General features: G+C 71.2%; 25 protein-coding genes and 1 riboswitch. Of the genes, 6 read left to right on the forward strand and 19 right to left on the reverse strand.

Annotated features, from left to right (window positions below; genetic code table 11):
- Nucleotides 1-41 precede the first annotated feature (41 nt).
- The 10 genes from DJ476_RS00805 to DJ476_RS00845 all read right to left on the reverse strand — a co-directional run bounded on the left by DJ476_RS00805 (nt 42) and on the right by DJ476_RS00845 (nt 7,591).
- The gene (locus tag DJ476_RS00805; protein WP_112489542.1) at nt 42-974 is read right to left on the reverse strand and encodes an AurF N-oxygenase family protein; all 933 of its coding nucleotides are present in this window, start codon (nt 972-974) and stop codon (nt 42-44) included.
- A gap of 362 nt (nt 975-1,336) precedes the next feature.
- Nucleotides 1,337-2,491 carry an AI-2E family transporter gene (locus tag DJ476_RS00810; protein ID WP_112489543.1) on the reverse strand — a complete coding sequence of 385 codons (1,155 nt, stop codon included), beginning with the start codon at nt 2,489-2,491 and terminating at the stop codon, nt 1,337-1,339.
- Between the two features lie 116 nt (nt 2,492-2,607).
- Nucleotides 2,608-2,685 carry a 50S ribosomal protein bL37 gene (locus DJ476_RS35985; protein ID WP_370454205.1) on the reverse strand — a complete coding sequence of 26 codons (78 nt, stop codon included), beginning with the start codon at nt 2,683-2,685 and terminating at the stop codon, nt 2,608-2,610.
- A gap of 140 nt (nt 2,686-2,825) precedes the next feature.
- Nucleotides 2,826-3,263 carry a DUF4190 domain-containing protein gene (locus tag DJ476_RS00815; RefSeq protein WP_103420175.1) on the reverse strand — a complete coding sequence of 146 codons (438 nt, stop codon included), beginning with the start codon at nt 3,261-3,263 and terminating at the stop codon, nt 2,826-2,828.
- A gap of 92 nt (nt 3,264-3,355) precedes the next feature.
- On the reverse strand, nt 3,356-3,904 hold the full coding sequence (locus tag DJ476_RS00820) for a nitrobindin family protein (protein WP_112489544.1): 549 nt from the start codon (nt 3,902-3,904) through the stop codon (nt 3,356-3,358).
- 188 nt (nt 3,905-4,092) lie between these two features.
- Nucleotides 4,093-4,308 carry an MbtH family protein gene (locus DJ476_RS00825; protein ID WP_103420171.1) on the reverse strand — a complete coding sequence of 72 codons (216 nt, stop codon included), beginning with the start codon at nt 4,306-4,308 and terminating at the stop codon, nt 4,093-4,095.
- Nucleotides 4,309-4,437: 129 nt separating this feature from the next.
- Nucleotides 4,438-5,319: a siderophore-interacting protein gene (locus tag DJ476_RS00830; RefSeq protein WP_112489545.1), complete on the reverse strand. Its 882-nt coding sequence runs from the start codon at nt 5,317-5,319 to the stop codon at nt 4,438-4,440.
- Nucleotides 5,320-5,611: 292 nt separating this feature from the next.
- Nucleotides 5,612-6,175, reverse strand: a complete 564-nt coding sequence (locus DJ476_RS00835; RefSeq protein WP_103420168.1) for a DJ-1/PfpI/YhbO family deglycase/protease — start codon at nt 6,173-6,175, stop codon at nt 5,612-5,614.
- A 58-nt stretch (nt 6,176-6,233) separates the two neighbouring features.
- Nucleotides 6,234-7,325 carry a glutamate--cysteine ligase 2 gene (locus DJ476_RS00840; RefSeq protein ID WP_103420166.1) on the reverse strand — a complete coding sequence of 364 codons (1,092 nt, stop codon included), beginning with the start codon at nt 7,323-7,325 and terminating at the stop codon, nt 6,234-6,236.
- Between the two features lie 38 nt (nt 7,326-7,363).
- A complete protein-coding gene (locus tag DJ476_RS00845; RefSeq protein ID WP_084990414.1) occupies nt 7,364-7,591 on the reverse strand; it encodes a DUF5133 domain-containing protein in 228 nt (75 codons plus the stop codon).
- A 186-nt stretch (nt 7,592-7,777) separates the two neighbouring features.
- Between DJ476_RS00845 and DJ476_RS00850 the strand changes: the two genes are divergently transcribed.
- Entirely contained in the window at nt 7,778-8,029 is a 252-nt protein-coding gene (locus tag DJ476_RS00850) for a hypothetical protein (RefSeq protein ID WP_103420164.1), read from the forward strand.
- 103 nt (nt 8,030-8,132) lie between these two features.
- Here the strand turns inward: DJ476_RS00850 and DJ476_RS00855 are convergent, their stop codons facing one another.
- From DJ476_RS00855 to DJ476_RS00885, 7 genes are all read right to left on the reverse strand, one after another.
- Nucleotides 8,133-8,336, reverse strand: coding sequence for a cold-shock protein (locus DJ476_RS00855; RefSeq protein ID WP_003964323.1), 204 nt, complete (start codon nt 8,334-8,336; stop codon nt 8,133-8,135).
- Between the two features lie 272 nt (nt 8,337-8,608).
- Nucleotides 8,609-9,007 (reverse strand): DUF6221 family protein, encoded by a 399-nt coding sequence (locus DJ476_RS00860; protein ID WP_070200238.1) that lies wholly within the window; start codon nt 9,005-9,007, stop codon nt 8,609-8,611.
- 96 nt (nt 9,008-9,103) lie between these two features.
- On the reverse strand, nt 9,104-9,559 hold the full coding sequence (locus DJ476_RS00865; RefSeq protein ID WP_019763424.1) for a VOC family protein: 456 nt from the start codon (nt 9,557-9,559) through the stop codon (nt 9,104-9,106).
- A 14-nt stretch (nt 9,560-9,573) separates the two neighbouring features.
- Nucleotides 9,574-11,211, reverse strand: a complete 1,638-nt coding sequence (locus DJ476_RS00870; RefSeq protein WP_112489546.1) for an MFS transporter — start codon at nt 11,209-11,211, stop codon at nt 9,574-9,576.
- 160 nt (nt 11,212-11,371) lie between these two features.
- Nucleotides 11,372-12,385 carry an NAD(P)/FAD-dependent oxidoreductase gene (locus tag DJ476_RS00875; protein ID WP_112489547.1) on the reverse strand — a complete coding sequence of 338 codons (1,014 nt, stop codon included), beginning with the start codon at nt 12,383-12,385 and terminating at the stop codon, nt 11,372-11,374.
- On the reverse strand, nt 12,382-12,909 hold the full coding sequence (locus DJ476_RS00880) for an isoprenylcysteine carboxyl methyltransferase family protein (protein WP_103420158.1): 528 nt from the start codon (nt 12,907-12,909) through the stop codon (nt 12,382-12,384). The genes DJ476_RS00875 and DJ476_RS00880 overlap by 4 nt, the downstream gene beginning before the upstream one ends.
- Nucleotides 12,910-12,922: 13 nt before the next feature.
- Nucleotides 12,923-13,975, reverse strand: a complete 1,053-nt coding sequence (locus tag DJ476_RS00885; protein WP_112489548.1) for a type III polyketide synthase — start codon at nt 13,973-13,975, stop codon at nt 12,923-12,925.
- 118 nt (nt 13,976-14,093) lie between these two features.
- Between DJ476_RS00885 and DJ476_RS00890 the strand changes: the two genes are divergently transcribed.
- From DJ476_RS00890 to DJ476_RS00905, 4 genes are all read left to right on the forward strand, one after another.
- On the forward strand, nt 14,094-14,963 hold the full coding sequence (locus DJ476_RS00890; RefSeq protein WP_404827440.1) for a UbiA family prenyltransferase: 870 nt from the start codon (nt 14,094-14,096) through the stop codon (nt 14,961-14,963).
- A 176-nt stretch (nt 14,964-15,139) separates the two neighbouring features.
- Complete coding sequence (locus DJ476_RS00895; protein WP_112489550.1) at nt 15,140-18,091, forward strand: CARDB domain-containing protein; 2,952 nt, start codon at nt 15,140-15,142, stop codon at nt 18,089-18,091.
- Between the two features lie 122 nt (nt 18,092-18,213).
- The gene (locus DJ476_RS00900; protein ID WP_112489551.1) at nt 18,214-19,293 is read left to right on the forward strand and encodes an NAD(P)H-dependent amine dehydrogenase family protein; all 1,080 of its coding nucleotides are present in this window, start codon (nt 18,214-18,216) and stop codon (nt 19,291-19,293) included.
- The gene (locus tag DJ476_RS00905) at nt 19,290-19,769 is read left to right on the forward strand and encodes a carboxymuconolactone decarboxylase family protein (RefSeq protein WP_103420148.1); all 480 of its coding nucleotides are present in this window, start codon (nt 19,290-19,292) and stop codon (nt 19,767-19,769) included. The genes DJ476_RS00900 and DJ476_RS00905 overlap by 4 nt, the downstream gene beginning before the upstream one ends.
- 90 nt (nt 19,770-19,859) lie before the next feature.
- Here DJ476_RS00905 and DJ476_RS00910 read toward each other — a convergent pair whose 3' ends face one another.
- Together DJ476_RS00910 and DJ476_RS00915 are read right to left on the reverse strand one after the other, a co-directional pair.
- Nucleotides 19,860-21,503, reverse strand: coding sequence for a GMC oxidoreductase (locus tag DJ476_RS00910; protein ID WP_318294275.1), 1,644 nt, complete (start codon nt 21,501-21,503; stop codon nt 19,860-19,862).
- Between the two features lie 160 nt (nt 21,504-21,663).
- Entirely contained in the window at nt 21,664-22,503 is an 840-nt protein-coding gene (locus DJ476_RS00915) for a transglycosylase SLT domain-containing protein (protein WP_103420144.1), read from the reverse strand.
- A gap of 3 nt (nt 22,504-22,506) precedes the next feature.
- A riboswitch (cyclic di-AMP (ydaO/yuaA leader) is annotated at nt 22,507-22,667 on the reverse strand.
- A gap of 500 nt (nt 22,668-23,167) precedes the next feature.
- On the opposite strand from DJ476_RS00915, the gene DJ476_RS00920 reads away from it, so the two are divergent.
- Complete coding sequence (locus DJ476_RS00920) at nt 23,168-24,529, forward strand: FAD-dependent oxidoreductase (RefSeq protein ID WP_103420142.1); 1,362 nt, start codon at nt 23,168-23,170, stop codon at nt 24,527-24,529.
- Nucleotides 24,530-24,534 lie beyond the last annotated feature (5 nt).

Raw genomic sequence — 24,534 nt, forward strand, 5'->3', positions numbered from 1 at the left:
TCGTGGTGAGGGAGCGGATCGGCCGGAGGCCTGCGGCCGGGTCAGATCAGCGAGGCGCGCTTGTAGAAGAAGAGCGCGGGCTTCGTCAGCAGCCGGGCCGAGGCCAGGAACTCCATCAGCCCCGAACAGCTGGACCGCATCAGCGACTTGTGGTGCTCGTTCACCCGGGCCTCGGCGCGGGCCCGGGCGGGGTCGAGTCCGGCGTTGGCGTAGACGTCCCGGTTCACCATGCTGGTGACGATGTAGTACGAGGCGATCGCCACGACGATCGCGTTGAACTGCCGCCGTACCGCGCCCGCGTCCCGCAGCCGCTTGCGGGTCTCGTCGCGGGCGAACTTCATGTGCCGCGACTCCTCGACGACATGGATGTTGTTGATGGTGCGGACGAAGGGCGCGACCCGCTCGTCGCGCATCCAGTCGCGCTGCATCACGTCGAGGACCTCCTCGGCCACGAGGATGGCCGCGTAGGCCGCCTCACCGAAGGCGAGGGTCTTGAAGGCGCGTCCCAGCTCCACCACGGGGCGGCGCGGCCGGTAGGCGGGGGCGCCGAGCTTGGCCGCGCCCCGGGCGAACATGATCGAGTGGCGGCACTCGTCGGCTATCTCGGTCAGCGCCCACTGGAACCGGGGGTCGGTGGGGTCCTGGGCGTACATGTCGCGCAGCACCATCTGCTGGAGGATCATCTCGAACCAGATGCCGGTGCTGGCGACGGAGGCGGCTTCCTGGCGGGTGAGCGCCTTGCGCTGGGCGTCGGTCAGCTCGTTCCAGTACGCGGTGCCGTAGAGGGTGGACCACTCGGGGCTGGCGCCGTGGTGGTCCGGGTCGAGCGGGGTCTCCCAGTCGACCTCGGTGGTGGGGTCGTACGAGAGTTTGGCGGCCGAGTCGAGCAGACGCCGGGCGACGTCCTGCTCCGCGAGCGGGTCCCGGCCCCGGTCCTGCTCCTGGTTCTCCGGCCGAACGGTGCTGCTTGACATGGTGCGGCTCCTTGACTCGGGAGGTCGGCCCGGCGCCGCCCGGCCCGTCCCCCATCGCCTGTCCCGTCCGATGGGTTCGACGGCTGCCGGGCGCCGCCCTGCTGGTCGCTGGCCACGTACCGCTTGTTAGACGCGTCGTCTAGCAAGCTTATTAGACGCAAGGTATAGCAAGAGGGGAGTGCAGGCCTAGACCCGTGCGGCAAATCTGTACGGCCTCTCCACGACCCGGCGCGCCAGGCCTTGTTGGGGACAGCACGGAACCGGCCCGCCTCGGGGGTGCCGAGGCGGGCCGGTGAGGTCGGAACCGTGCATTGAGGGGGCCGGGAGGGCGGGTCGCGCCGCCGCCCCGGCCCCGTACGGTGTCAGGCCGGAACAGGGGCGTCGGCGTCCGGCCCGCCCGGAGCGGGTCCTTGCCCGGGCTCCGGCGTCCGGTCGAGCTGCTCCGGCCCCTCCCCCGGGTCGCTGAGCTGCTCGCGCAGGTAGTTCCAGATCACGGCGAGCAGCGCCGCCACCGGGACCGCGAGCAGGCTGCCCACCACCCCGGCCAGGCTGCCGCCGAGCGTCACCGCAAGCAGGACCACCGCGGCGTGCAGTCCGAGACCCCGGCTCTGGATCATGGGCTGGAAGACATTGCCCTCCAGTTGCTGCACCGCGATGATGATCGCCAGCACGATCAGCGCGTCGGTCAGGCCGTTGGAGACCAGCGCGATCAGCACCGCGACGAAACCGGCGAAGACCGCGCCGACGATCGGCACGAACGCGGAGACGAAGGTCAGGACCGCCAGCGGGAGCACCAGCGGCACGTCCAGGATCCAGAGGCCGATGCCGATGAAGACGGCGTCGAGCAGACCGACGAAGGCCTGGGAGCGTACGAACGAGCCGAGCGTGTCCCAGCAGCGCTCGGCCACGACGGGGACGTCGGTGGCGAGCCGGCCGGGGAGCTGGCGGGCGAGCCACGGGAGGAACCGCGGGCCGTCCTTGAGGAAGAAGAACATCAGGAAGAGGGCCAGCACGGCGGTGATCAGGCCGCTGAAGACGGTGCTCACCCCGGTGACCGCCGTGGTGACGACGCTGCCGGCGCTGTTCTCGATGCGGTCGACCGCGGCGTCGAAGGCGCCCGTGATCTGGGCGTCGCTGATGTTCAGCGGCGGACCGGCGGCCCACTCGCGCAGCCTGCCGATGCCTTCGACGACCCCGTCGGCGAGCTGGCCGGACTGGGAGGCCACCGGAATCGCGATCAGCGCCAGGATGCCGGTGCCGACGAGGAGGAACGCCACGGTCACCAGGGCCGCCGCCGGGGCGGGCCGCCAGCCGCGGCGGCGCAGGAAACGGGCGAACGGCCAGGTCAGAGTGGTGAGAAGCAGACCCACTACCAGCGGCCACACCACCGGCCAGGTCCGGCCCAGCAGCCACAGGGCGACGGCGGCCATCAACAGGACCAGCAGCAGTTCGGCCGAGACGCGGGCCGATCTGCGGAGCGCGGCCGCGGTCTTCTCGGAACTCAACGTGGCAGACATGAGGTCACCCTACGAGGGCTCCGCCCGCCGCCCCGCCCGAGGGGAGCGGCGCAGGGCCCGGAACAGGTCCGAGGGGCAGCACCGTGCGGTGCTGCCCCTCGGACCACGGACCGGCCTCAGCTCTGCGGGCGCTTGCCGTGGTTGGCGCCGTTCTTGCGGCGGGCCTTCTTCTTACGACGACGCTTCGAGGACATCGAACCCTCCTCTTCCCTCTGCTCGGTGGGGCACATCTGATCCGCCGGACCATGGGGTCCGGAGGTGAGGAGGAGCACTCCTCGCCCCTACCGTCACAAAGACGGGCCGCGGTCGCAAACCGCCGCCCCGCCGTTCGAGGTCACTTGAAGAGGCTCTCGCCGAAGTCCTCCGCGCAACGGTCCTGTTCGGCCTGGGTGACCGCCTTGTCCACGCAGCTCTCGAAGTCCTTGTACGCGTCGGAGTCGAAGACGGATATGGCGAAGATGAGCACGATGACCGAACCGATGAGCCCCAGGACACCGAGGACGAGACCGGCGATCGCCATGCCCTTGCGCGGCGCGCGGCCCTGGCGGGCCCGGAGCGTTCCCAGGATGCCGAAGATCAGCGCGAGCAGGCCGAAGAGGAATCCTCCGAAGACCGTCCAGAAGAAGAGGCAGGCGATCAGACCCAGCACGAGGGCCGTGACCGCGAACCCGTTGCTGCGGGCGGGTTCGGGGGCACCGTACGGAGCCCCGTACTGCCCGCCGTACTGCGCCTGGTCCGCGTTCGGCTGCTGAGGGTAACTGGGCATGGACATCGGATACGAACTCCTTACCAAAAGTTGTCCTGTCCATATGCCCCAGAAGACCGCCCATATGCAAATCCGATCTTTGTCCGGAGGGTGTCGGGCTACTCCTTGGCGCTCCTGCGGAACCGGGCCGACAGGTGGTGCTGGAGCGGCTGTCCGACCGCCGCGAGGTCGTGCTCGAAGGTGAGGGTGTCCGCGTCGGTCAGGGTGTAGCGGCGGCGGGTCGCGTCGACCTGTTTCGCGGTGGGGGTGAGGGCGACTTCGTGGGTGGCGAGGTCGATCGCGCCGTCGGTGGCCCGGCCGACGGCGATCTCGGCGACGCCGGTGGGCTGGGTGATCAGCGCCTCCACCCTCCCCTCCGGCTGGAGCCGCCACCATCCGCTCTCGCGGGCCGAGGGCCGCAGGGGGTTCCCGTCCGCGTCGAGCAGCCAGGCGCGCGACGCGTAGTGGAGGAAGGGGCGGCCGTCATGGCTGAAGGCGATCTCCTGCGCATAGGTGAACTCGCCGTCCAGCGTGGGATATCCGCCCCGCCCGCTCCCCCTCCAGGTGCCCAGGAGCCCGAGCACCGGCACGAGCAGGGGGTGCGGTGCCGGTGTGCCGTCGGGCCGGAGGGCGTCGGGGTAGGGGTGGAGCGGGGCGGGGTCGGACATGGCGTGTGTGCTCCTGGTCGCTGCCGGTGCTGGTTCCGGCCTGCAGCTTAGGGGGGCTCAGGGCCGGTGACGCGTCAGCGGGGCGTCCTCCTCCGGGTGGACGACAAGAGGGAGCCGTTGGACGGTGACTTGCGGGTGGGCGACGACGATGAGGGTCCCGATTTCTGGAGCCTCACCCGCAGAAGGACTCAGGCTTGCTGGGCCTGGCGCTCCGCCAGGCTCCTGGGACGTAGATCCACCCAGTTCTGCTCGACGTAGGCGAGGCAGGCCTGACGCGTGTCCTCCGGATGAGCCACGGTCCAGCCGGCGGGCACCTCCGCGAAGGCGGGCCAAAGGGAATGCTGCCCCTCGTCGTTGATGAGTACCAAGTAGGTGCCGTTCTCGTCCTCGAACGGATTGGTCATGATTGATTCTCCTTCGTCGCGAGCGAGGCTGCCTTCGGCGAAATCGTCAGCGAACCTACCCAGCCCCACGTCGGCCGACTCGCCGGGACCTCCGACGTCCCTGCGGCACCGGGCCGACGACGCATGCCCTCACAGCCCCAGGTCGCTGAGGCGCGCCTCGTAGCGGATGGTGACGTCCTGCTCGTCGTCGGCCGGGGCGTCCCAGAGGGCCGTCAGCTCGGCGCGCACGGCGTCCGGCAGGGCCTCGTACCGCTCGTTCCAGCTGTTGGCGTCCGGTATCCAGTAGCCGACCACCTTGAACCGGGTGGCGGGCATCCCCAGTTCCTTGCGGAGGTAACGGCGTACTGTACGCAGCGCGTTGGTCTCCCCCGCGACCCAGACGTAGCCACCGGCCATGTCCGTACCGGCCGGGATGGCGGCCTTGACAAGCTCGGCCAGCCGGCTCGCGCCGTGGCCGTTGCCGCCGTAGGTCCAGGTGACCTTGGCGCCGGGGAGCGGCTGGACGGCTTCGGGGCCGGGCAGCTCGACGACCACACGGGTGGCGACCGACCCCGGGGTGTTCTCCAGCAGACGGGCCACGGCGGGCAGGCCGGTCTGGTCCGCGATCAGCACCTGCCAGGCGAGGTCGCCCGGCGGGCTGTAGAGGCCGGTGGGGTCGTTGACTCCGAGCACGTCCCCGGGCCGCGCGTCGGCCACCCAGGTCGAGGCGATCCCGGTGTCGTGGAGCACGAAGTCGACGTCGATCTCGTGGACCTCGGGGCGGGCCGCCCGGACCGTGTACGTACGCATCGGGGCGACGGGCGCACCCTCGGAGGTCTCCCAGCCCTTCTCCGTGGCCAGGGGCAGGGAGACGTCCTTGCGGTCCGGCCCGTGCGGGAAGAAGAGGCGGATGTACTCGTCACCGGTCCCGGTGGACTCGAAGCCGGCAAGCCCTTCGCCGTGCAGCGTGACCCGGGTCATCGTCGGGGTGAGCGGCTGGACTCGGGCGACGACGGCTCGATGGATCGTCATGGACGTGGCCCCTTCGTACAGGGTTCCGGTATCGACTTAGGTCAGCCTAACCTTCCATGGGGCGTTGTTCGATACATCCGGCTCCCCACCCGGGTATCAACGGATGCGCGGCGGTTGCTCGTCGAGCGGCAAGCCCACCGCCCGGGTTCCGTCGACGCCCGTGGCCACGGCCGGGCATCCACGTGCGGGCGGCCCTGTGGCCCCGGTGGACGGGTGCCCTCCCTTGCGCACGCGGGCGGACATGCCGACGGCCCCCGCCCGGCTGTGCGGGCGGGGGCCGTGGCTTCGTGCGTCAGGACCCGGTGAGCACCGCGTCGATCTCGCGGAGGAAGTCCTTCAGGTCGCCGGGGTCCCGCGAGGTGATGAGCGGCCAGCCGCCCTCGTCGTCGCGGACCACCGACGTGTCGACCCAGGAGCCGCCCGCGTTGGTGATGTCGGTCTTCAGGGAGGCGTACGAGGTCAGGGTCTTGCCCTGGACGTAGCCGCCCTCGACCAGCGCCCACGGGCCGTGGCAGATCGCCGCGATCGGCCGGCCGGAGGCCGCGAACGAGCTGACGATCCGGGTGGTGGCGTCCTGGAGACGCAGCGTGTCGGCGTTGAGCGTGCCGCCCGGGATCAGCAGGAGGTCGTACGCGGCGGGGTCGACGTCCGCCAGGGTGAGGTCGGGCCGCACGGTGTCGCCGGGGTCGCGGTCGCCCACGAGGGTACGGATCTCCTCGTCGGAGACCGCCGCCACGCCGACCTGGGCCCCGTGGTCGCGCAGGTGCTTCACGGGGACGACGAGTTCGTCCTGCTCGACCCCGTAGTTGGTGACGATCGCCAGGATCCGGCGGTTGCCGAGATCGGTGGTGGCCATGTGCTGCTCCTTTCCTCGCACGTCATGCGGTCGTTGTCCGTACGGTGGTGCTGTCCGCTCAGCCGCCGGTGATGCGGACGCACTCCGCGACGGTGTCGCGGAGGCTGCCGGTCCGCTCCAGCAGTTCGCGCTGGACCCGGGCCCCGTTGCCGCGCCGCTCCAGGGCGGCGAGCGCCTTCTGCGCGGCCCTGAGGTCGCCGCTGTCCTCCAGGGCGTCCCGCACATGCGCCAGCAGCGCCCGGAGCACGTCGGCGGCGGGCTCGGGCCCCAGGGTGCGGGGGTGGATGAGCCGGTCGTCGATGCCGGAGCGGGCCGCCTGCCAGGACGCCACCCGCACCAGGGCCACCTGGGTGTCCTGGGGCGGCTCCCCGGCCCGCCACTCCCGCGCGGCCGTCTCCACCAGCGCCCGGGTCAGCGTGGCGAGGAGCACGGTGTCCGCCGGGTCCAGGCAGACGTCCGCGATCCTGACCTCCACTGTGGGGTAGCTGCGCGAGAGGCGCGCGTCGAAGTAGACCATCCCCTCGTCCTTGAGGACCCCGGTGGAGACGAGGGCGGCAACCTGCTGGTGGTAGCGCTCGGCGGAGCCGTGGAGTTCCACGGGCCCGGCCGACGGCCACCGGCCCCACACCCGGCTGCGGTAGCTGGCGTACCGGGTGTCCTGCCCCTGCCAGAGGGGGGAGTTGCCGCTCACGGCGAGCAGGACCGGCAGCCAGCAGCGGATCCGGTCGAGGACCGCGACCCCTTCCTCGTCCGACTCCACGGAGACATGGACGTGGCAGCCGCAGGTCAGCTGCTCCTGGGCGGTCAGCCCGTAGCGCTCGGCCATCCAGCGGTACCGCTCCCCCGTCCCGATCGTGGGGCTGACCGGCAGCGGCGAGGTCGCCAGAGCCGCGACCGAGGCGCCCACGTCGGCGGCGTGGCGGCCCGCCTCGGCGCGCCACCGGTGCACCGCGTCGGCGATCTCGGCCATGTCCCGGCAGGGGTGCGTGGCGAACTCCAGCTGCTGGCGGTGCAGCTCCGGCTCGAAGGCCGACTCGCCCTCCGCGTCCTGCTCGGCGCGGGCCAGCACGGCGGTGGAGAGGGCCCGTGCCTCCCCGCTCTCCGGGTCGACCAGCAGCAGTTCTTCCTCGACGCCCACGGTCCGTACCACTGCGCCCACCCCTTCGCTGTTCATCCGTCGGCTGCCGATCAGGCCGTGAGGATGGAGTCGTCCTCGGGGCGGGCCCCCGGCAGCCGGTGCCGGGCGGCGACCAGGGCGCTGTCGACGTCGCCCGTACCGGTCGAGACGCACAGGGTGTAGGCGACGTCGTCCATGCGCTGCCGCGCCTCGGTGCTGCCGCTCTCCGCGTGCAGCAGACGCAGGGCCTCGTACTGCTCGACGAGGTTGCGCAGCACGGTGGGGTGGGCCATCAGCATGCGGGGGTCCTTCCGGGTGGTTCATCGTGTGAACGTCCTGTGCCCGGTCCGTGTGCTCGGGCACAGCCCCGAGTACCCCCGCCGGTCCGGGCCACACCTGGGTGAATCGATCCCTCCGCAAGGGGTACCCAGCAGGACGGACCATCCCTCCCCGGACGTTCCGGGGCACCACGGAAGGACGCTCCCATGACCGACCGCAGGCCGGAAGGCACCGCCTACAGCGGGGCTTCCCCCAGTCCGCCCCCTGTCGGGGCGGATCTGCCGGACCAGCAGGCGAAGGAGGGCGAGGACCCTCTCGACATACCGGTGCCGGAGCGGGTCGCCCGCGAGAGCGGTGACGGGCCCGACCCGGACGAGGCGGGCTCGGGCCAGGGGGAGCCGCGCAACGCCGGGGCGCACCCCGAGGAGCATCCGGCCCCGGACGAGTCCACGGGGTAGCCGCCCGCCCGGGGCGGGGGCGTTCCGCGCCCTGCCCCGGAAACGCCCTTGGGCCCCCGGGACGCGGTGCGTCCCGGGGGCCCAAGGGGTGGTTCGCCCCGGATCAGGCGGTGGTGATGTTCTCCGCCTGCGGGCCCTTCTGGCCCTGGGTGATGTCGAAGGTCACCGCCTGGCCTTCCTGGAGCTCACGGAAGCCGGTGGAGTTGATGTTGGAGTAGTGCGCGAAGACGTCGGGGCCGCCGCCGTCCTGCGCGATGAAGCCGAAGCCCTTTTCCGAGTTGAACCACTTGACGGTTCCGCTGGCCATGCCTGTACCTCTCAGCAGTAAACGGATCCGCACCGCGCGGACCCGGAGGTGATCGCCCTGGTTCTCAGGCACTGCACAGCAAAACGCCCGCGCCAGGCGCGGGCAGGTACTGCGAACCACGACATCTGTCGGCGACGCTACACGGCGGGATCACTCCTCACCAGAGAGCAACGCCATTTTGGCGTGGATCTTCCCCCTCACGGTTGGCTCGAACTGTACGCACACCGTCCGATCAGGGCATTCGGCCGCGCAGGACGGGCGGCCCGCCCCCGCTACTGGATGAACCGGGGCAGCCACCGCGCCTGGTAGTCCGGGTGCGCGGCGTACTCGGCGGCCAGCTGGCGTACGGCGAAGCCCAGGCCCACCGCACGGCCGGAGCGGAAGTCCTGCGCCGGGCGGTCGGTGTCCAGCTCGGCCACCTCCACGTACTCCCCCACCAGCACCCGGTGCGTCTCGATCCGCTCCAGGGTGCGCGCCGGGTCCTGGAGCGCGATGTGGTGGTCGAAGCCCCGGTCCCGCACCGTGAACGCGACGCCGCCCTTGCGGTCGTGGACCTCACCGGGCACATCCACCGGGCACCGCCATCGGTCCCCGCCGGCAGCCAGGGCGACCTGTTCCTCATCGGCGAGACGCGCCAGGACGAAGGCCACCATGTCTGTGTTGCCGGCCATTGGATGCTGCTCCCTCGTGTCCATGGATCACTGCGGTGATACGGGGAGCATTGTCGTGGACCGGAGCGGCGCGATCCACCACGGCAGGCGGGACGGTCAGCCCGTGCTCTCCCCGCTCCCCCCGGCGGCCAGGTCCGCGAGGACCTTGTGGAGGGGTTCGGTGAGCCGGCGGCGGTACTCCTGCACGGCCCAGCCGTTGCCGTCGGGGTCGGTGAAGTACATGAACGTGGCCCCGTCCTCGGGGGCGTACCGCTGGGGTGCGGAGACCTCGACCCCACGCGCGACCAGCTCCGCGTGGGCGGCGTCGATGTCGGTGACGCAGAGCTGGAGCCCGTGGTACGTGCCCGGCTGCGGGTCCCCCGTGGGGTTGGGTACGCCGTCGGTGAGGGCGATCGAGCAGCCCGAGCCGGGCGGGGTGAGCTGGACGACGCGGGCGCCCGGCATCACCTCGCCGTCGATGTCGACGTGGAAGCCGAGTTTGTCGCGGTAGAAGTCGCGGGCCCGGTCCAGGTCGGTCACGGGGAGCACGATCACTTCGAGGGTCCAGTCCATGGCTGCGGAGCCTTTCACTGTTTCGGGGGTGGGCGTGGGGGGTCGTCGGTCGCCTCGGGGACGGCCGGTTCCGGTTCCGTACCGTCCGACGCCGATGCTCCGGGGACGGTCTCCCCGGGGGTGGCGCCGCCCTGGAGCCTGGCCAGGTCGGAGGCACGGACCTGGATGACCAGGAAGGCGACCAGGGCGGCGAAGACGGCGAAGCAGGCGGCGACGACGAAGGCGCTGGAGACACCGGCGGTCAGGACCTCGTTGCCCCAGGGCGGTGGCAGCTCCCCGGTCCTGCGGAACTCCAGCAGCTGGGCCGGGGTGGCCTGCTCCAGGAAGCGCGGCACCTGGTCGGTGGCCTCGTGGCGGCTGGCCGTGCCGAACATCGTCACCAGGATGGAGAGTCCGAGGGAGCCGCCGACCTGCTGGGTGGCGTTGAGGACGCCGGAGGCCGCGCCCGCTTCCTTCGGGGCGACGCCGGAGACCGCCATGAGGGTCAGGGAGACGAACTGCATGCCCATCCCGAGGCCGAAGACGAGCATCGGGCCGAGGATGGAACCGAGGTACGTGCTGTGGACATCGGTCAGCGTGAGCCAGCCGAGCCCGATGGCGGCCAGCAGCGCGCCGGTCACCATGAAGGGTTTCGGCCCCCACCGGGGCAGCAGTTGGGAGGCGAGTCCCGCGCCGACGGCGATGATGACGCTGACCGGCAGGAAGGCGAGCCCGGCCCGCAGCGGGCTGAACTCCAGCACGTTCTGGACGAACAGGGTGAGGAAGAAGAACATCCCGAACATGGCGGCGGCCAGGCTGAGCATCATCGCGTAGGTTCCGGCGCGGTTGCGGTCGCGGAACATCCACAGCGGGGTGATCGGCTGCCGGGAGCGGCTCTCGATGACGAGGAACAGCGCCAGGAGCACGACGGCGGCGGCGAAGGCGCCGAGGGTCAGCGAGTCGCTCCAGCCGTCCTCGGAGGCGCGGATGAAGCCGTAGACCAGCAGCACCATGCCGGCCGTGGAGGTGAGGGCGCCGACGACGTCGAAGTGGCCGGGGTGGCGCTCGGACTCGCGGATGTAGCGGGGCGTGGCGAACGCGATGAGCAGGCCGATGGGGACGTTGACGAAGAGGACCCACCGCCAGTCGAGCCATTCGACGAGCATCCCGCCCGCCAGCAGTCCGATCGCGCTGCCGCCCGCCGAGACTGCGGCGAACACCCCGAAGGCCCTGTTCCGTTCGGGGCCCTCGCGGAAGGTCGTGGTGATCAGCGACAGGGCGGTCGGGGAGGCGATGGCCCCGCCGACGCCCTGGAGCGAGCGGGCGGCCAGCAGCTGCCAGGACTCCTGGGAGAGCCCGCCGAGCAGCGAGGCGAGGACGAAGAGCAGCACGCCGAAGATGAAGACGCGGCGGCGGCCGAGGATGTCACCGAGCCGCCCGCCGAGCAGCAGGAGTCCGCCGAACGTCAGGGTGTAGGCGTTGACCACCCAGGAGAGGTTCTCGGTGGAGAAGCCCAGGGACCGCTGCATGTGCGGGAGGGCGATGTTGACGATGGTGATGTCGAGCACCACCATCAGCTGGCACGAGGCGATGACCAGGAGTGCCATTCCGCTGCCGGGGGACCGCCGGTCGGGCCGGGCGGAGGGCGCGGGTGTCGCGTGGGAGCCCGTCATGGGTGGGTTCGTCTCTCGTTCCGAGGGTGACGAGGATGACGCGCCCCCGCAAGGGCGGTCGGCTGCCCCGCAGGCCCGGTGAGCGCGGGGCGTTCACCCGATCGACGTTATGACGGAACCCGGAGCGCCGCCATTCGATCACCCGGGGAGGCGGGCCGCCCTACTGGAGGGCGCGGACCGCCGTGCGGAAGAGGGCGGGTGCGCGGTGGGCGGCGGTGACGATCAGGGGGCGGAGGGCGGGGTGGCCCGCGGCGCCCAGGAGGGCGTGGGTGAGCAGCCGGTAGCGGCGTGTCGCCCGCCGCCACCGGGCCGGGTACTCCTCGGGCCGCCCGGCCGCCAGACAGCCGACGGCCGCCGACGCCGTGGCGACGGCCAGGGCGATGCCCTCCCCGGTGAGCGCGTCGGTGTAGCCGGCCGCGTCCCCGACCAGCAGGACCCGCCCGGCCCGTGGTCCGCGCGCCCGCTGCCGCAGCGGTCCGGCCCCGCGAACGGAGGTGGCGCCGGGCCCGGCCAGCCGGGCGGCGAGGTCCGGGAAGGCGGCCAGGTGGTCGGCATACGGGCGGCGGTCGCGGCTGAGGACCGCCACGCCCACCAGATGTTCGTCGACGGGGGTCACGTACGCCTCGGCGTGCGGGGACCAGTGCACCTCGACCAGGTCGCTCCAGGGGGCGGTGCGGTAGTGGCGGCGCAGCCCGTATCGGCCGGGCCCGGGGACGGGGTGGTCCAGGCCGAGGGCGCGGCGCAGCGGGGAGTGGAGCCCGTCGGCGGCGATGAGCCAGCGGGCGGTGAGCCCGGCGGCGGTGACGGTGTGCCCGTCCTGGCGCACCTCCCGGACCTTGCCCTCCACGATGCGTACGCCGAGGGCTTCGGCCCGCTCGTGGAGGGCGGTGTGCAGGGCGGTGCGGCGGACGCCGAGCCCGTACGCGCCCCGGAACGGTGCCTGGGCACTGCGCAGCCCGTCGGTGTACCGGATCCCGCGCAGGGGGTGTCCCACCGGGTGGACGCCGAGGGCGTGCAGGGCGGCGAGGCCGCCGGGCATGATGCCCTCGCCGCAGGCCTTGTCGACGGGTGCGGGCCGGGGTTCGACCACCACCGCCTCCAGACCGGCCCGGGCGGCGCGGATGGCGGCGGCCAGTCCGGCGGGGCCGCCGCCCGCGATCAGGATGTCGATCACGCCCGCGCTGCCGCCACCGGGAGGCGGGCCAGTTCCTCGTCCTCGCACCGGATACGGACGGCCATCAGCGCGGCGTTGAGCACGGTGAAGGCGACGGCGGTGACCCAGGCCCCGTGGACGAGGGGCAGCGCGATCCCTTCGGCGGCGACGGCCACGTAGTTGGGGTGGCGCAGCCATCGGTAGGGGCCTCCGGTGACCAGAGGCAGGCCGGGGACGACGATGACGCGGGTGTTCCAGCGGGGGCCGAGCGTGGTGATGCACCACCAGCGCAGCAGCTGCGCCGCGACGGTGACGGCCACCATGGTCCAGCCGAGGGCGGGCAGGAAGGGGCGGCCGGTGAGGTGGACCTCGGCCAGGCAGCCGGCCAGCAGGGCGGTGTGCAGGACCACCATCGCCGGGTAGTGGCCGCTGCCCGCCTCCGTACCACCGCGGGCCAGGCTCCAGCGGGTGTTGCGGCGGGCGACGACGAGTTCCGCGAGGCGCTCGACGGCGACGGCGAGGACCAGGGCGGTGTACCAGATCACGGTCCGTTCCTTCCTACCAGCGCAGCAGCACCAGTTCGCAGCAGAAGCCGGGGCCCATGGCCAGCAGGAGGCCGGGGGTGCCGGGTTCGGGGCGGCGGTGTTCGAGGGTGTCCCGCAGGACGTGCAGGACCGAGGCGGAGGAGAGGTTGCCGACGTCGGCCAGCGACCGCCAGGTGACGTCGAGCGCCCCGTCGGGCAGGTCGAGCACCTCGGTGACGGTCTCCAGGACCTTGGGGCCGCCGGGGTGGCAGACCCAGTGGGTGATGTCCTTCGGCTTGAGACCGTGCTCGTCGAGGAACTCCCGTACGTCGTCGGCCAGATACTGCCGTACGACGTCGGGCACACCGGGGTCGAGGACCACGCCGAAGCCGGTGGAGCCGATGTTCCAGCCCATCACGTGCTCGGTCTCCGGGTACATCCGGCTGCGGGTGGCCACGATCTCGGGTCCGGCGACGGCCCGGCGGCCACCGAGGGCGACCACGGCGGCCGCCCCGTCGCCGAAGAGGGCGGTGGCCACCAGGTTGGCGGGGGTGGCGTCGTGGCGCTGGAAGGTGAGGGAGCACAGCTCGACGGAGAGCAGGACGGCCACGTCGTCCGGGTGGCCCAGCAGATAGTCGTGGATCCGGCCCACCCCGGCCGCTCCGGCGACACAGCCGAGGCCGAAGACGGGCAGCCGTTTCACGTCGGAGCGCAGGCCGAGGCGGCTGACCAGCCGGGCGTCGACGGAGGGCGCGGCGATGCCGGTGACCGAGGTGAACATCAGCAGGTCCACATCGGTGGGGCGCAGTCCCGCCGCGCGCAGGGCACCGCGCAGGGCCTGGCCGCCGAGGTCGACGGCCGAGCGGATGAACACGTCGTTGGCGGCGCCGAACCCGTCCAGGTCCGCGTAGGCGTCGAGCGGCAGCACGGTGTGCCGGGTACGGACGCGGGCGTTGCGGTGGAGCCGGTCCAGTACGCGGCGGTCGGCGCCGGGCGGCAGACAGGTGCGGGCCACCATGTCGGTGACCTCGCGCTGGGTGTGGCGGTGGGGCGGCAGGGCCCCGTGGGCCGCGGCGATCCGGGTCATTGCGGCTCCTGCGTCGGGGATGTCATCACCCCATCCTGACCGGAAAGTCCGGTGAATTCCGGTAAGGGACCCGCGCGGTCACCGTGTTGACGGGGTGCCAGGTCCCTACGATCGCCCGATGGATGCCATGGACGGGGCAGCACCGGTCACGACGGCGGTCCGGTGGCCAGGCCGGGCGGCGGGGCTGGCGCTGGCCTGCCATCCGGGGCCGGTGGTGGCGGTGACCGCGCTGGCCTGCGCCCTGGCCGCCGGGGTGGGCCTCTCCCCCGGGCGGTTCGCCCTGGTGGGGGCAGCGGTGCTGGCCGGGCAGCTCTCGGTGGGCTGGTGCAACGACGCGTACGACGCGGGGCGCGATGCCCGGGCCGGGCGCCGGGGGAAGCCGGCGGCCGACGGCGCGGTTCCCGTCCAGGTGGTGTGGGGTGCGGCGGCGGTGTCGGGCCTCTTGTGCGTACCGCTCTCGCTGGCCTGCGGTCTCCTCGCCGGTACGGTGCACCTGGCCGCGGTCGCCGCCGCCTGGCTCTACAACCTGCGGCTGAAGGCGACGGCGCTCTCCTGGCTCCCGTACGCGGTGGGGTTCGCCGCGCTCCCCTCGCTGGTGGCGCTCGCCGCGCCGGGTGCGCCCTGGCCCCGGTGGTGGACGGTGGCGGCGGGGGCGCTGCTGGGGGTGGCGGCCCATCTGGGTGACACCCTGCCGGACATCGAGGCGGACCGGGCCGCCGGGATCCGGGGGCTGCCGCACCGGCTGGGCGCCACGGGGACCCGGCTCCTGCTGCCGGTGCCGCTGCTCGGGGCGACGGCGGTGCTGGTGCTCGGCCCGCCGGGTCCGGTGAGCGCGGGGGCCCTGGCCGTCCTCGGCCTGGCGGGGGCGGTGGCTCTGGTAGGTCCGGTGCTGGGCCGGTGGTGGCGCAAGGCCGCACTGGCGGGGGCGGTGGCCGTGGCGGCCGCGGACCTGGCGCTGCTGCTGGTGAGCGGCGCGGCGCTGACCTGAACCACGCGGCGCCGCAGCTGTCCTGACGGGTCGTCACTTCACCGGCCGTCATGACGTGAGCATGCGAGAACCGTTGACAAATCAGAAACAGACCAGAAATCTGTGCACCGCTGCGTGCAAAACATTGACTGCATGACTCAAATCCTGTGGAACACCCTGCAGAACAAGGGGACAGCATGAGATGGAAGCGACTCACCCAACGATCGATCACGGGCCTGCTCATAGCCGGGCTGGCCTCCGTCGGCCTTCTGCCCGTCCAGGCGGGGGCCGCTGAACCGGCCGACCTGGCCCGGGGCAAGAGCGTCACGGCCAGCGGATCGCACGGCGGCTACCCCGTCGCCAACGCCAACGACGGCCAGGTGAACACCTACTGGGAGTCCAACGGGCACCCCGCGACGCTCACGGTGAAGCTGGGCGCCGACGCGGACCTCCACTCCGTGGTGGTCAAGCTCAACCCCGATCCGGTCTGGGCCACGAGGACCCAGGAGTTCCAGGTGCTCGGCCGGACGCAGAGCGGGACCGGCTTCACCTCGCTCAAGGTCCGCGCCGGCCATGTGTTCAACCCGGCCACCAACGCCAACACGGTGACCGTCCCCGTCAGCGGCCGGGCCGCCGACGTCCAGCTGCAGTTCTTCTCCAACACCGAGGCGCCCGGGGCCCAGGTCGCCGAGATCCAGGTGTTCGGGACGCCCGCGCCCAACCCGGACCTGACCGTGAGCGCCCTGTCCTGGAGCCCCTCGGCGCCGTCCGAGACGGACGACATCACGGTGCAGGGGACGGTCCGCAACAGCGGGACGGCCCCCTCGGCCGCGACCACCGTCGATGTGAGCCTCGGCGGCGCGGTCGTGGGCAGCGCCCCGGTCGGCCCACTGGCGGCCGGTGCCTCGGCCCCGGTCTCGGTGGCGGTCGGGAAGCGGCCGCAGGGCTCGTACACCGTCTCGGCGCTGGTCGACCCGACCGACACGGTCGTCGAGTCGGACGAGACCAACAACAGCCGCACCACCGCCTCCCCGCTGGTGGTGGGCCAGAGCCCCGGCCCCGACCTGGAGGTCCGCTCCATCACCTCCTCCCCCGCCAACCCGGCCGTCGGCGCGGCGGTCTCCTTCACCGTGGCCGTGCACAACCGGGGCACCGCTGCGGTGAGCGCGGGCACGGTCACGCGGCTGACGGTGGGCTCCACCACGCTCGACGGCACCACCCCGGCGATCCCGGCGGGTGCCACCGTGAACGTCACCCTCGGCGGCAGCTGGACGGCGACGAGCGGCGGGGCCACCCTGACGGCCACGGCAGACGCCACCGACCTGGTGGCGGAGACCGACGAGAACAACAACACCTTCGCCCGCTCCATCGTCGTCGGGCGCGGCGCGGCGGTGCCGTACACGGAGTACGAGGCGGAGGACGCCGCGTACCGGGGCACCCTGCTCGTGGCGGACGCCGAACGGACCTTCGGCCACACCAACTTCGCCACCGAATCCTCCGGCCGCAAGTCGGTCCGGCTCAACTCCACCGGTGAATATGTGGAGTTCACCTCCACCAACGCCTCGAACTCCGTCGTCGTACGGAACTCGATCCCGGACGCGCCGGGCGGTGGCGGCCGCGAGGCCACCATCAGCCTCTACGCCGACGGCCAGTTCGTGCGCAAGCTGAACCTCTCCTCCAAGCACAGCTGGCTGTACGGGAACACCGACGATCCGGAAGGGCTGACCAACCGGCCCGGCGGTGATGCCCGGCGGCTCTTCGACGAGGCGAACGCCCTGCTCGACCGGACCTACCCGGCGGGCACGAAGTTCCGCCTCCAGCGGGACACGGGTGACGACGCCGCGTTCTACGTCATCGACCTGATCGACCTGGAGCAGGTGGCGCCGCCCTCCTCCCGGCCCGCGGGCTGCGTCTCCATCACGACGTACGGCGCGGTCGCCAACGACGGGATCGACGACACGGCGGCGATCCAGCGCGCGGTGACGGCCAACCAGAACGGCGAGATCGACTGTGTCTGGATCCCGGCGGGCCAGTGGCGCCAGGAGCAGAAGATCCTCACCGACGACCCGCTGGACCGGGGCCAGTGGAACCAGGTGGGCATCCGCGATGTGACCATCCGGGGCGCGGGCATGTGGCACTCCCGGCTCTACACGCTGACCCCGCCGCACGAGGCGGGCGGGATCAACCACCCGCACGAGGGCAACTTCGGTTTCGACATCGACGACAACACGCAAATCTCCGACATCGCCATCTTCGGCTCCGGCACCATCCGCGGCGGTGACGGCAACCACGAGGGCGGAGTGGCGCTCAACGGCCGGTTCGGCAAGGGCACCAAGGTCAACAACGTCTGGATCGAGCACGCCAACGTGGGCGTCTGGGCGGGCCGCGACTACACCAACATCCCGGAGCTGTGGAACCCGGGCGACGGCGTCGAGTTCACCGGGATGCGGATCCGCAACACCTACGCCGACGGCATCAACTTCGCCAACGGCACCCGGAATTCGACCGTGTACAACTCCTCGTTCCGCAACACCGGGGACGACGCGCTCGCGGTCTGGTCCAGCAAGTACGTCAAGGACCAGTCCGTCGACATCGGCCACGACAACAGTTTCCGCAGCAACACCGTCCAGCTCCCCTGGCGCGCCAACGGCATAGCGGTCTACGGCGGTCACGGCAACAAGATCGAGAACAACATCATCTCCGACACCATGAACTACCCCGCCATCATGCTGGCGACCGACCACGACCCGCTGCCCTTCTCCGGGCAGACCCTGATCGCCAACAACGCCCTGCACCGCACCGGCGGAGCGTTCTGGAACGAGGACCAGGAGTTCGGTGCGATCACCCTCTTCCCGCAGAACCTGCCCATCCCCGGCGTCACGATCCGCGACACCGACATCCTCGACTCCACCTACGACGGCATCCAGTTCAAGACGGGCGGCGGCCTGATGCCGGACGTGAAGATCCAGAACGTCCGGATCGACAAGTCCAACAACGGCTCCGGCATCCTCGCGATGGGCGGCGCGCGCGGCAACGCGACGCTGACGAACGTGACCATCACCGACTCGCGTGACGGCCATGTACTGATCGAGCCCGGCTCGCAGTTCACCATCACCGGCACCCCGAGCAGCACCCGCGCCAAGCGGTAGTCCCCGCTGTACGTCGCCGGGCCGGCGGCCGTCCGCCCGGCCCGGCAACGCCCTTTCCCGACGCCCGAATTCACCCCGGCACGGCTCTGGGAAGTGCGAGGTCCGGCGGCTACCCTCCGCGCATGATTCCCACGGTTGTCTGGGGTACCGGCAACGTCGGCCGGGCGGCGATCCGCGCCGTCGAGGCCCATCCGGCACTGACGCTCACCGCCGTCCTCGTCCACGATCCCGCCAAGGTCGGCCGGGACGCGGGCGCGTTGGGCGGTCTCGGCCGCACGCTCGGCGTAGCGGCCACCGACGACATCGCCGCCGTCCTCGCCGCCCGCCCCCGCGCGGTGGTCTACGCGGCCTCCGGCGACATCCGCCCCGACGACGCCCTCACCGACATCGGCCGGGCGATCCGGGCCGGGGCAGTCGTCGTCACCCCCTCCCTCTATCCGTTCTACGACCAGCGCAACGCCCCGCCGGAGCTGCGGGATCCGCTCGTGGCCGCCGTCGCGGAGGGCGGCGGCTCACTCTTCGTCTCCGGCGTCGACCCCGGCTGGGGCAACGACGTCCTGCCGCTGCTGGTGAGCGGGCTGGGCACGGAGGTGGACGCGATCCGCTGCCAGGAGATCTTCGACTACTCCACGTACGAACAGGAGGACTCCGTACGCCATCTCATCGGCATGGGACACCCGTTGGAGTACCAGCCGCTGATGCTGGCCGAGGGCGTCCCGACGATGGTGTGGGGCGGTCAGCTGCGGTTGATGGCCCGGGCGCTCGGCGTCGAACTGGACGAGATCCGCGAGACGTCGGACCGGCGGGCGCTGGAGACGACCGTGACCACCCGCACGATGGGCGCGTTCGAGAAGGGCACCCAGGGCGCGGTCCGGTTCGAGGTGCAGGGCTTCGTGGGCGGTGAACCCCGCATCGTCATCGAGCACATCACCCGTATCCACGCCTCCTGCGCCCCCGACTGGCCCTCCCCGCCCGACGGGGTGGGCGCGCACCGGGTGGTGATCGAGGGCCGTCCCCGGATCGAGGTGACGGTCGAGGCCTCCGACGAGGGCGAGAACCGGTCGGCGGGCGGGAACGCCACGGCGGTCGGGCGGCTCGTCTCGGCCATCGACTGGCTGGTGGAGGCCGAACCGGGTCTGTACGACGCACTCGACGTCCCGCTGCGGCCTGCGATCGGCAGGCTTGGAAGGAGAACGGCATGATCATCGACATCCCGGAGGGCAAGGAGCCCATCGGTTACGTGTGGGGGGAGCTGGTCCCCGGCATCGGGACGGCCGCCGCCGCGTTCTCGATGTCCGTGTACGAGCACACCACGCTGGGGCTGCGGGAGTTCGAGGCGGCCCGGCTGCGGATCGCGCAGATCAACGGGTGTCTGTTCTGCCTGGACTGGCGGACCGAGCGGGACGGCACGAAGGTCGAGGAGGCGTTCGCGCGGGCGGTGACCGAGTGGCGTACGACGGACGCCTTCGACACGCGGACCCGGCTGGCGGCGGAGTACGCGGAGCGGTACGCGCTGGACCACCACGGTCTCGACGACGCCTTCTGGCAGCGGATGACCGCGCACTACAGCCAGCCGGAGATCGTGGAGCTGTCCATGAGCATCGGCTCGTGGCTGGCGTTCGGGCGGCTCAACCATGTGCTGGGGATCGACGCGGTGTGTGTGCTGCCGGGCCATTAGGAGCGGCCCCTGGGGCGGAGTCCGGGGCCGCCGGGTTGGCACTCCCGGCCCCGGGCTCTCCGTACACGCCGACCGTGGCGTCTTCGGCGCCTACAGATCGGCGGCGATGATCCGCTCGATGTTGCGCTCGGCGAGCGCGGTGATCGTGACGAACGGGTTGACGGTGGTGTTGCCGGGGATCAGCGCCCCGTCGATGACGTACAGGCCCGGGTAGCCGTGCAGCCGCCCGTAGTTGTCGGTGGCCCTGTCCAGGACCGCGCCGCCCAGCGGGTGGTAGGTGAGGTGGTCGCCCCAGATCTTGTGGACGCCGAAGAGGTCCGTGCGGTAGATCGTCCCCTCCTTCTTGTTGATCCGGTCGAAGATGGTCTTCGCCGCGTCGATGGACGGCTGCTTCCACGCCGTCTGCCAGTCCAGCTCGGCCCGTCCCGCCGCCGCGTTCCAGGTGAACCGGGCGCGGTGCGGGTTCTTGGTGATCGAGAGGTAGAACGAGGCCCAGGTCTCGATCCCGGTGGGCAGCGGGGCGACCTCGGCGAAGGCCCCGCCCGCGTCCCAGTTGTCGATGCCTGCGGTGGGGATGGAGGACTGCACCTTCCCCGTCGGGTCCCAGAGGTGGTTGGCCCGGCCGCACATGACGTTGCCGTTGTCGCCCCAGCCCTTGCCGATCTCGTCGTTGAGGAGCGGCAGCGCGCCGGTGGCCTTCAGCCCGACGAGCAGCTTGCTGGTGCCGACGCTGCCCGCCGCGAAGAAGACCTTGTCGGCGGTGACGGTCTTGGTGGCGGTGGTCCGGCCGGTGGTGTCCAGCTGGTCGATGAGGACCGTGTAGCCGCCGCCGGAGGCCGGGGAGACGCGGGTGACCTTGTGCAGCGGGGTGATGGTGACCCGGCCGGTGGCCCTGATCCGCTCCATGTAGGTCTTCTGGAGCGACTTCTTGCCGTAGTTGTTGCCGTAGAGGATCTCGGCGTCCAGCGCTGATTTCGGTACGGTCCCGGCGGCCTCCTGCTTCATGTAGTCCCAGTCGTAGACGGCGGGGACGAAGAGGAAGGGGAAGCCGGCGCGCTGGGCGTGCTTCCGGCCGATCCGCGCGTACTGGTAGCAGTCGACCGTGTCGAACCAGGCGGGGTCGATGGTGGAGACCCCGAGATCGGCGTTGGCGCGCGGGTAGTAGGTGCGGTACATCTCCTCGGCGTCCACCGTCGGGAGGACGGCGGCGAAGTTCTCCCGCTTCGGGGTGACGGCCATGCCGCCGTTGACCAGCGAGCCGCCGCCGACGCCGCGCCCCTGGTAGACGGTGATCCCGGCGAACTCCTCGGCGTCCAGGATCCCGGTGTAGCGGTTGACGTGTCGGTCGAGCGGGAAGCCGAGGAAGTTGCTCAGCGGCTGCTTGGTCCGGGTGCGCAGCCAGAAGGAGCGGTCGTCGGGCCGGGTGGTGTTGGCGAAGATCTTGCCGTCCGCGCCGGGGGTGTCCCAGGCCATGCCCATCTCGACCATGTGCACGTCCGTACCGGCCTGGGCGAGCCGGAGCGCGGCCACCGAGCCGCCGTAGCCGGTGCCGACGACCAGCACCGGCACATGGGCTCCGGAGCCGATGGGGGCCGCTGCCGTACGGGGCGTGGCCCAGACCGGGGCGGTGGGTCCGGCGAGCGCCGCGACACCCAGAAGAGAACCTGTTCCCGTGATGAATCTTCGACGGGAGACGCCTTTCGAGGCGTCTCCGTGCAGGACAATGTCGTTCATGTGACATACCTCACTCTCGACAGAGTGCAACAGGTTCTACTGCCGATCGCGTGGTAAGTCACGAGAAACTTGGGGGTAACTTCCCGGTACGCCGGAGGGGCCCCGGACCGTGTGGTCCGGGGCCCCTCGGGGTGCTGTACGCCGTGTACGCCCTGGTGGATCAGTAGGCGCCGAAGACGTTGTCGATCGAGCCGTACCGGTCCGCGGCGTAGTTGCACGCGGCGACGATGTTGGCGACCGGGTCGTAGCTGTCGGTCGAGGTGCCGGGCACGTGGTAGGCCCGGAAGGTCGGGTCGATGACCTGGAGCAGACCCTTGGACGGGGTGCCCTTGGCCGCGTTGGAGTCCCAGTTGTTGATGGCGTTCGGGTTGCCGGAGGACTCGCGGATGATGTTGCGGTGGATGCCCTCGTAGGTGCCGGGGATGCCGTGCTGGGCCATGACCGCCAGCGACTCCTTGATCCAGCCATCGAGGTCGTTGGTGTACGCGGTCGGGGCGGCGGCGGCCGGGGCGGCCTGGGCCGCGGGAGCGGCGGCGCGCGCGGAGCGGTCGGCGCGCTCGGCCGAGGCGGCACGGTCGGCGGTCGGGGCCGATTTACCGGCCTTGCCGGCCTTGGCGTCTGACGGGGCGGCAGCCTTGCCGCCGACGGTCAGGGTGATACCCGGGTGAATAAGGTTCGGGTTCTCCCCGACGACCTTCCGGTTGCCTTCGTAGAGCTTCTTCCAGCCGCCGCTGACGGAATAGTCGCGGGCGATCTTGGAAAGCGATTCGCCGGACACCACGGAATGCTTGGTGGGTGCGGCCTTCGTCACGGAATTCGCCTGGGCGGTCACGGAGACGGGGGCCACGGCCTTTTCCGCGACGGCGGGCGCGGAGGCGGCGGAGGCGGTGGTGGCGCCGAGGACGGGGAGGGCCAGGACGGCTCCACCCGTGGTCACGGCGGCGATGCCACGGCCGAGCGAGACGGACTTGGGACGGCGGTGCTTACCCAGTGCGGGCATGGGGAACTTCCTCTCCGGCGCCTGCGAGGTGAGCTGTCGGGTTCAGACGGGAGATGTCTGGCCGCATGGGACATGCGGCTTCACCCCTAGCCGCTCCGGACTTCGGATCGGCGACTTACCTGGGTCCCCCGCTCCTGCCGTACGTGAGTGGGTTGCGGATTCCCGGACGGCGGCAGGATTCGGCGTTCCATCCGGATTGACCGTGACCGTAGGCGAAAAACATCGGGCGGAACAAGCCCCGAATTCCGGATCTTCTTTTTCCGCAAGATCGAATGACCGGAATTCCGGGCCGGGCCGGCTCCGTCGCGGTGTCAACTTTCTTCGCACAGAAGGGAACCGAACCCTCCGCTTCTGCGTCCGCACCCCCGGGACGTGACGCTCACCACTCCGCACGGAGGCGGCCGAAATGGGTGGGGGCAAAATTGCCCAAGAGCCCCAATAGCCCTTTTATGGAATAGGGTAATTAAAGGTTCAAATCGCCCATACTGACCCGCAGAAACGGACTTATCGGGCGGTTCCGCAGGGTGGGTCGAGAGCCTCCCCCGGCCTTGGCTTACCGTGTGGGGTGGACACTAGTAAGCCCACCCTTACTTGCCGCGTACTCTGTAACCTGCCCGACCTGCCTGACCTGCCCGCGTTCGCCCGCCTTAAGGATCAACACGCCATGACACGCCCCGTCCGCGTCGCCATTGTCGGAGCCGGCCCCGCCGGTATCTACGCTGCGGACGCGCTGCTCAAATCCGAGGTCTGCCAGGACCCGGGTGTCTCGATCGACCTGTTCGAGCGGATGCCCGCGCCCTTCGGCCTGATCCGCTACGGCGTGGCCCCCGACCACCCCCGGATCAAGGGCATCGTCAAGGCGCTGCACCAGGTGCTGGACAAGCCGCAGATCCGTCTCTTCGGCAATGTCAGCTACCCGAACGACATCGACCTGGACGACCTGCGCTCCTTCTACGACGCGGTGATCTTCTCCACCGGCGCCGAGGCCGACCGGGCGCTGGACATCCCCGGCATCGAGCTGGACGGCTCCTACGGCGCGGCCGAGTTCGTCTCCTGGTACGACGGCCACCCCGAGGTCCCGCGCACCTGGCCGCTGACCGCCGAGAAGGTCGCGGTCCTCGGCGTCGGCAACGTGGCGCTGGACGTGGCCCGCGTGCTGGCCAAGACGGCGGACGAGCTGCTGCCGACCGAGATCCCGGACAACGTCTACCAGGGCCTCAAGGCGAACAAGGCGCTGGAGGTGCATGTGTTCGGGCGGCGTGGCCCGGCGCAGGCCAAGTTCAGCCCGATGGAGCTGCGAGAGCTGGACCACTCCCCCAACATCGAGGTCATCGTCAACCCCGAGGACATCGACTACGACGAGGGCTCCATCGCCACCCGGCGGGAGAACAAGCAGGCCAACATGGTCGCGCAGACCCTGGAGAACTGGGCGATCCGCGATGTCGGCGACCGCCCGCACAAGCTCTTCCTGCACTTCTTCGAGTCCCCGGTCGAGATCCTCGGCGAGGACGGCAAGGTCACCGCGCTGCGTACCGAGCGCACCGAGCTGGACGGCACCGGCAACGTCCGGGGCACCGGCACGTTCACCGACTGGGAGATGCAGAGCGTCTACCGGGCCGTCGGCTACTACTCGGAGGAGCTGCCCAAGCTCCCCTTCGACGTGGCCTCCGGCACGGTCCCGCACGAGGCCGGACGCGTCATCTCCGGTGACGAGCACATGGCCTCGGTCTACGTCACCGGCTGGATCAAGCGCGGCCCGATCGGCCTCATCGGCCACACCAAGGGCGACGCCAACGAGACGGTCGCCTGCCTCCTGGAGGACCGTGCCGCCGGCCGGCTGCCCGAGCCGACGACGCCCGCCCCGGAGGCTGTGGAGGCCTTCCTGGAGAGCCGGAACGTCCGCTACACGACGTGGGAGGGCTGGCACAAGCTGGACGCCCACGAGCAGGCGCTCGGCGCGGCCCAGGGCCGTGAGCGGATCAAGGTCGTGGAGCGCGAGGGCATGCTGGACGCCTCCGGCGCCTGATCCTT

This window comes from Streptomyces bacillaris (genome assembly GCF_003268675.1).
GTDB lineage: Bacteria > Actinomycetota > Actinomycetes > Streptomycetales > Streptomycetaceae > Streptomyces > Streptomyces bacillaris.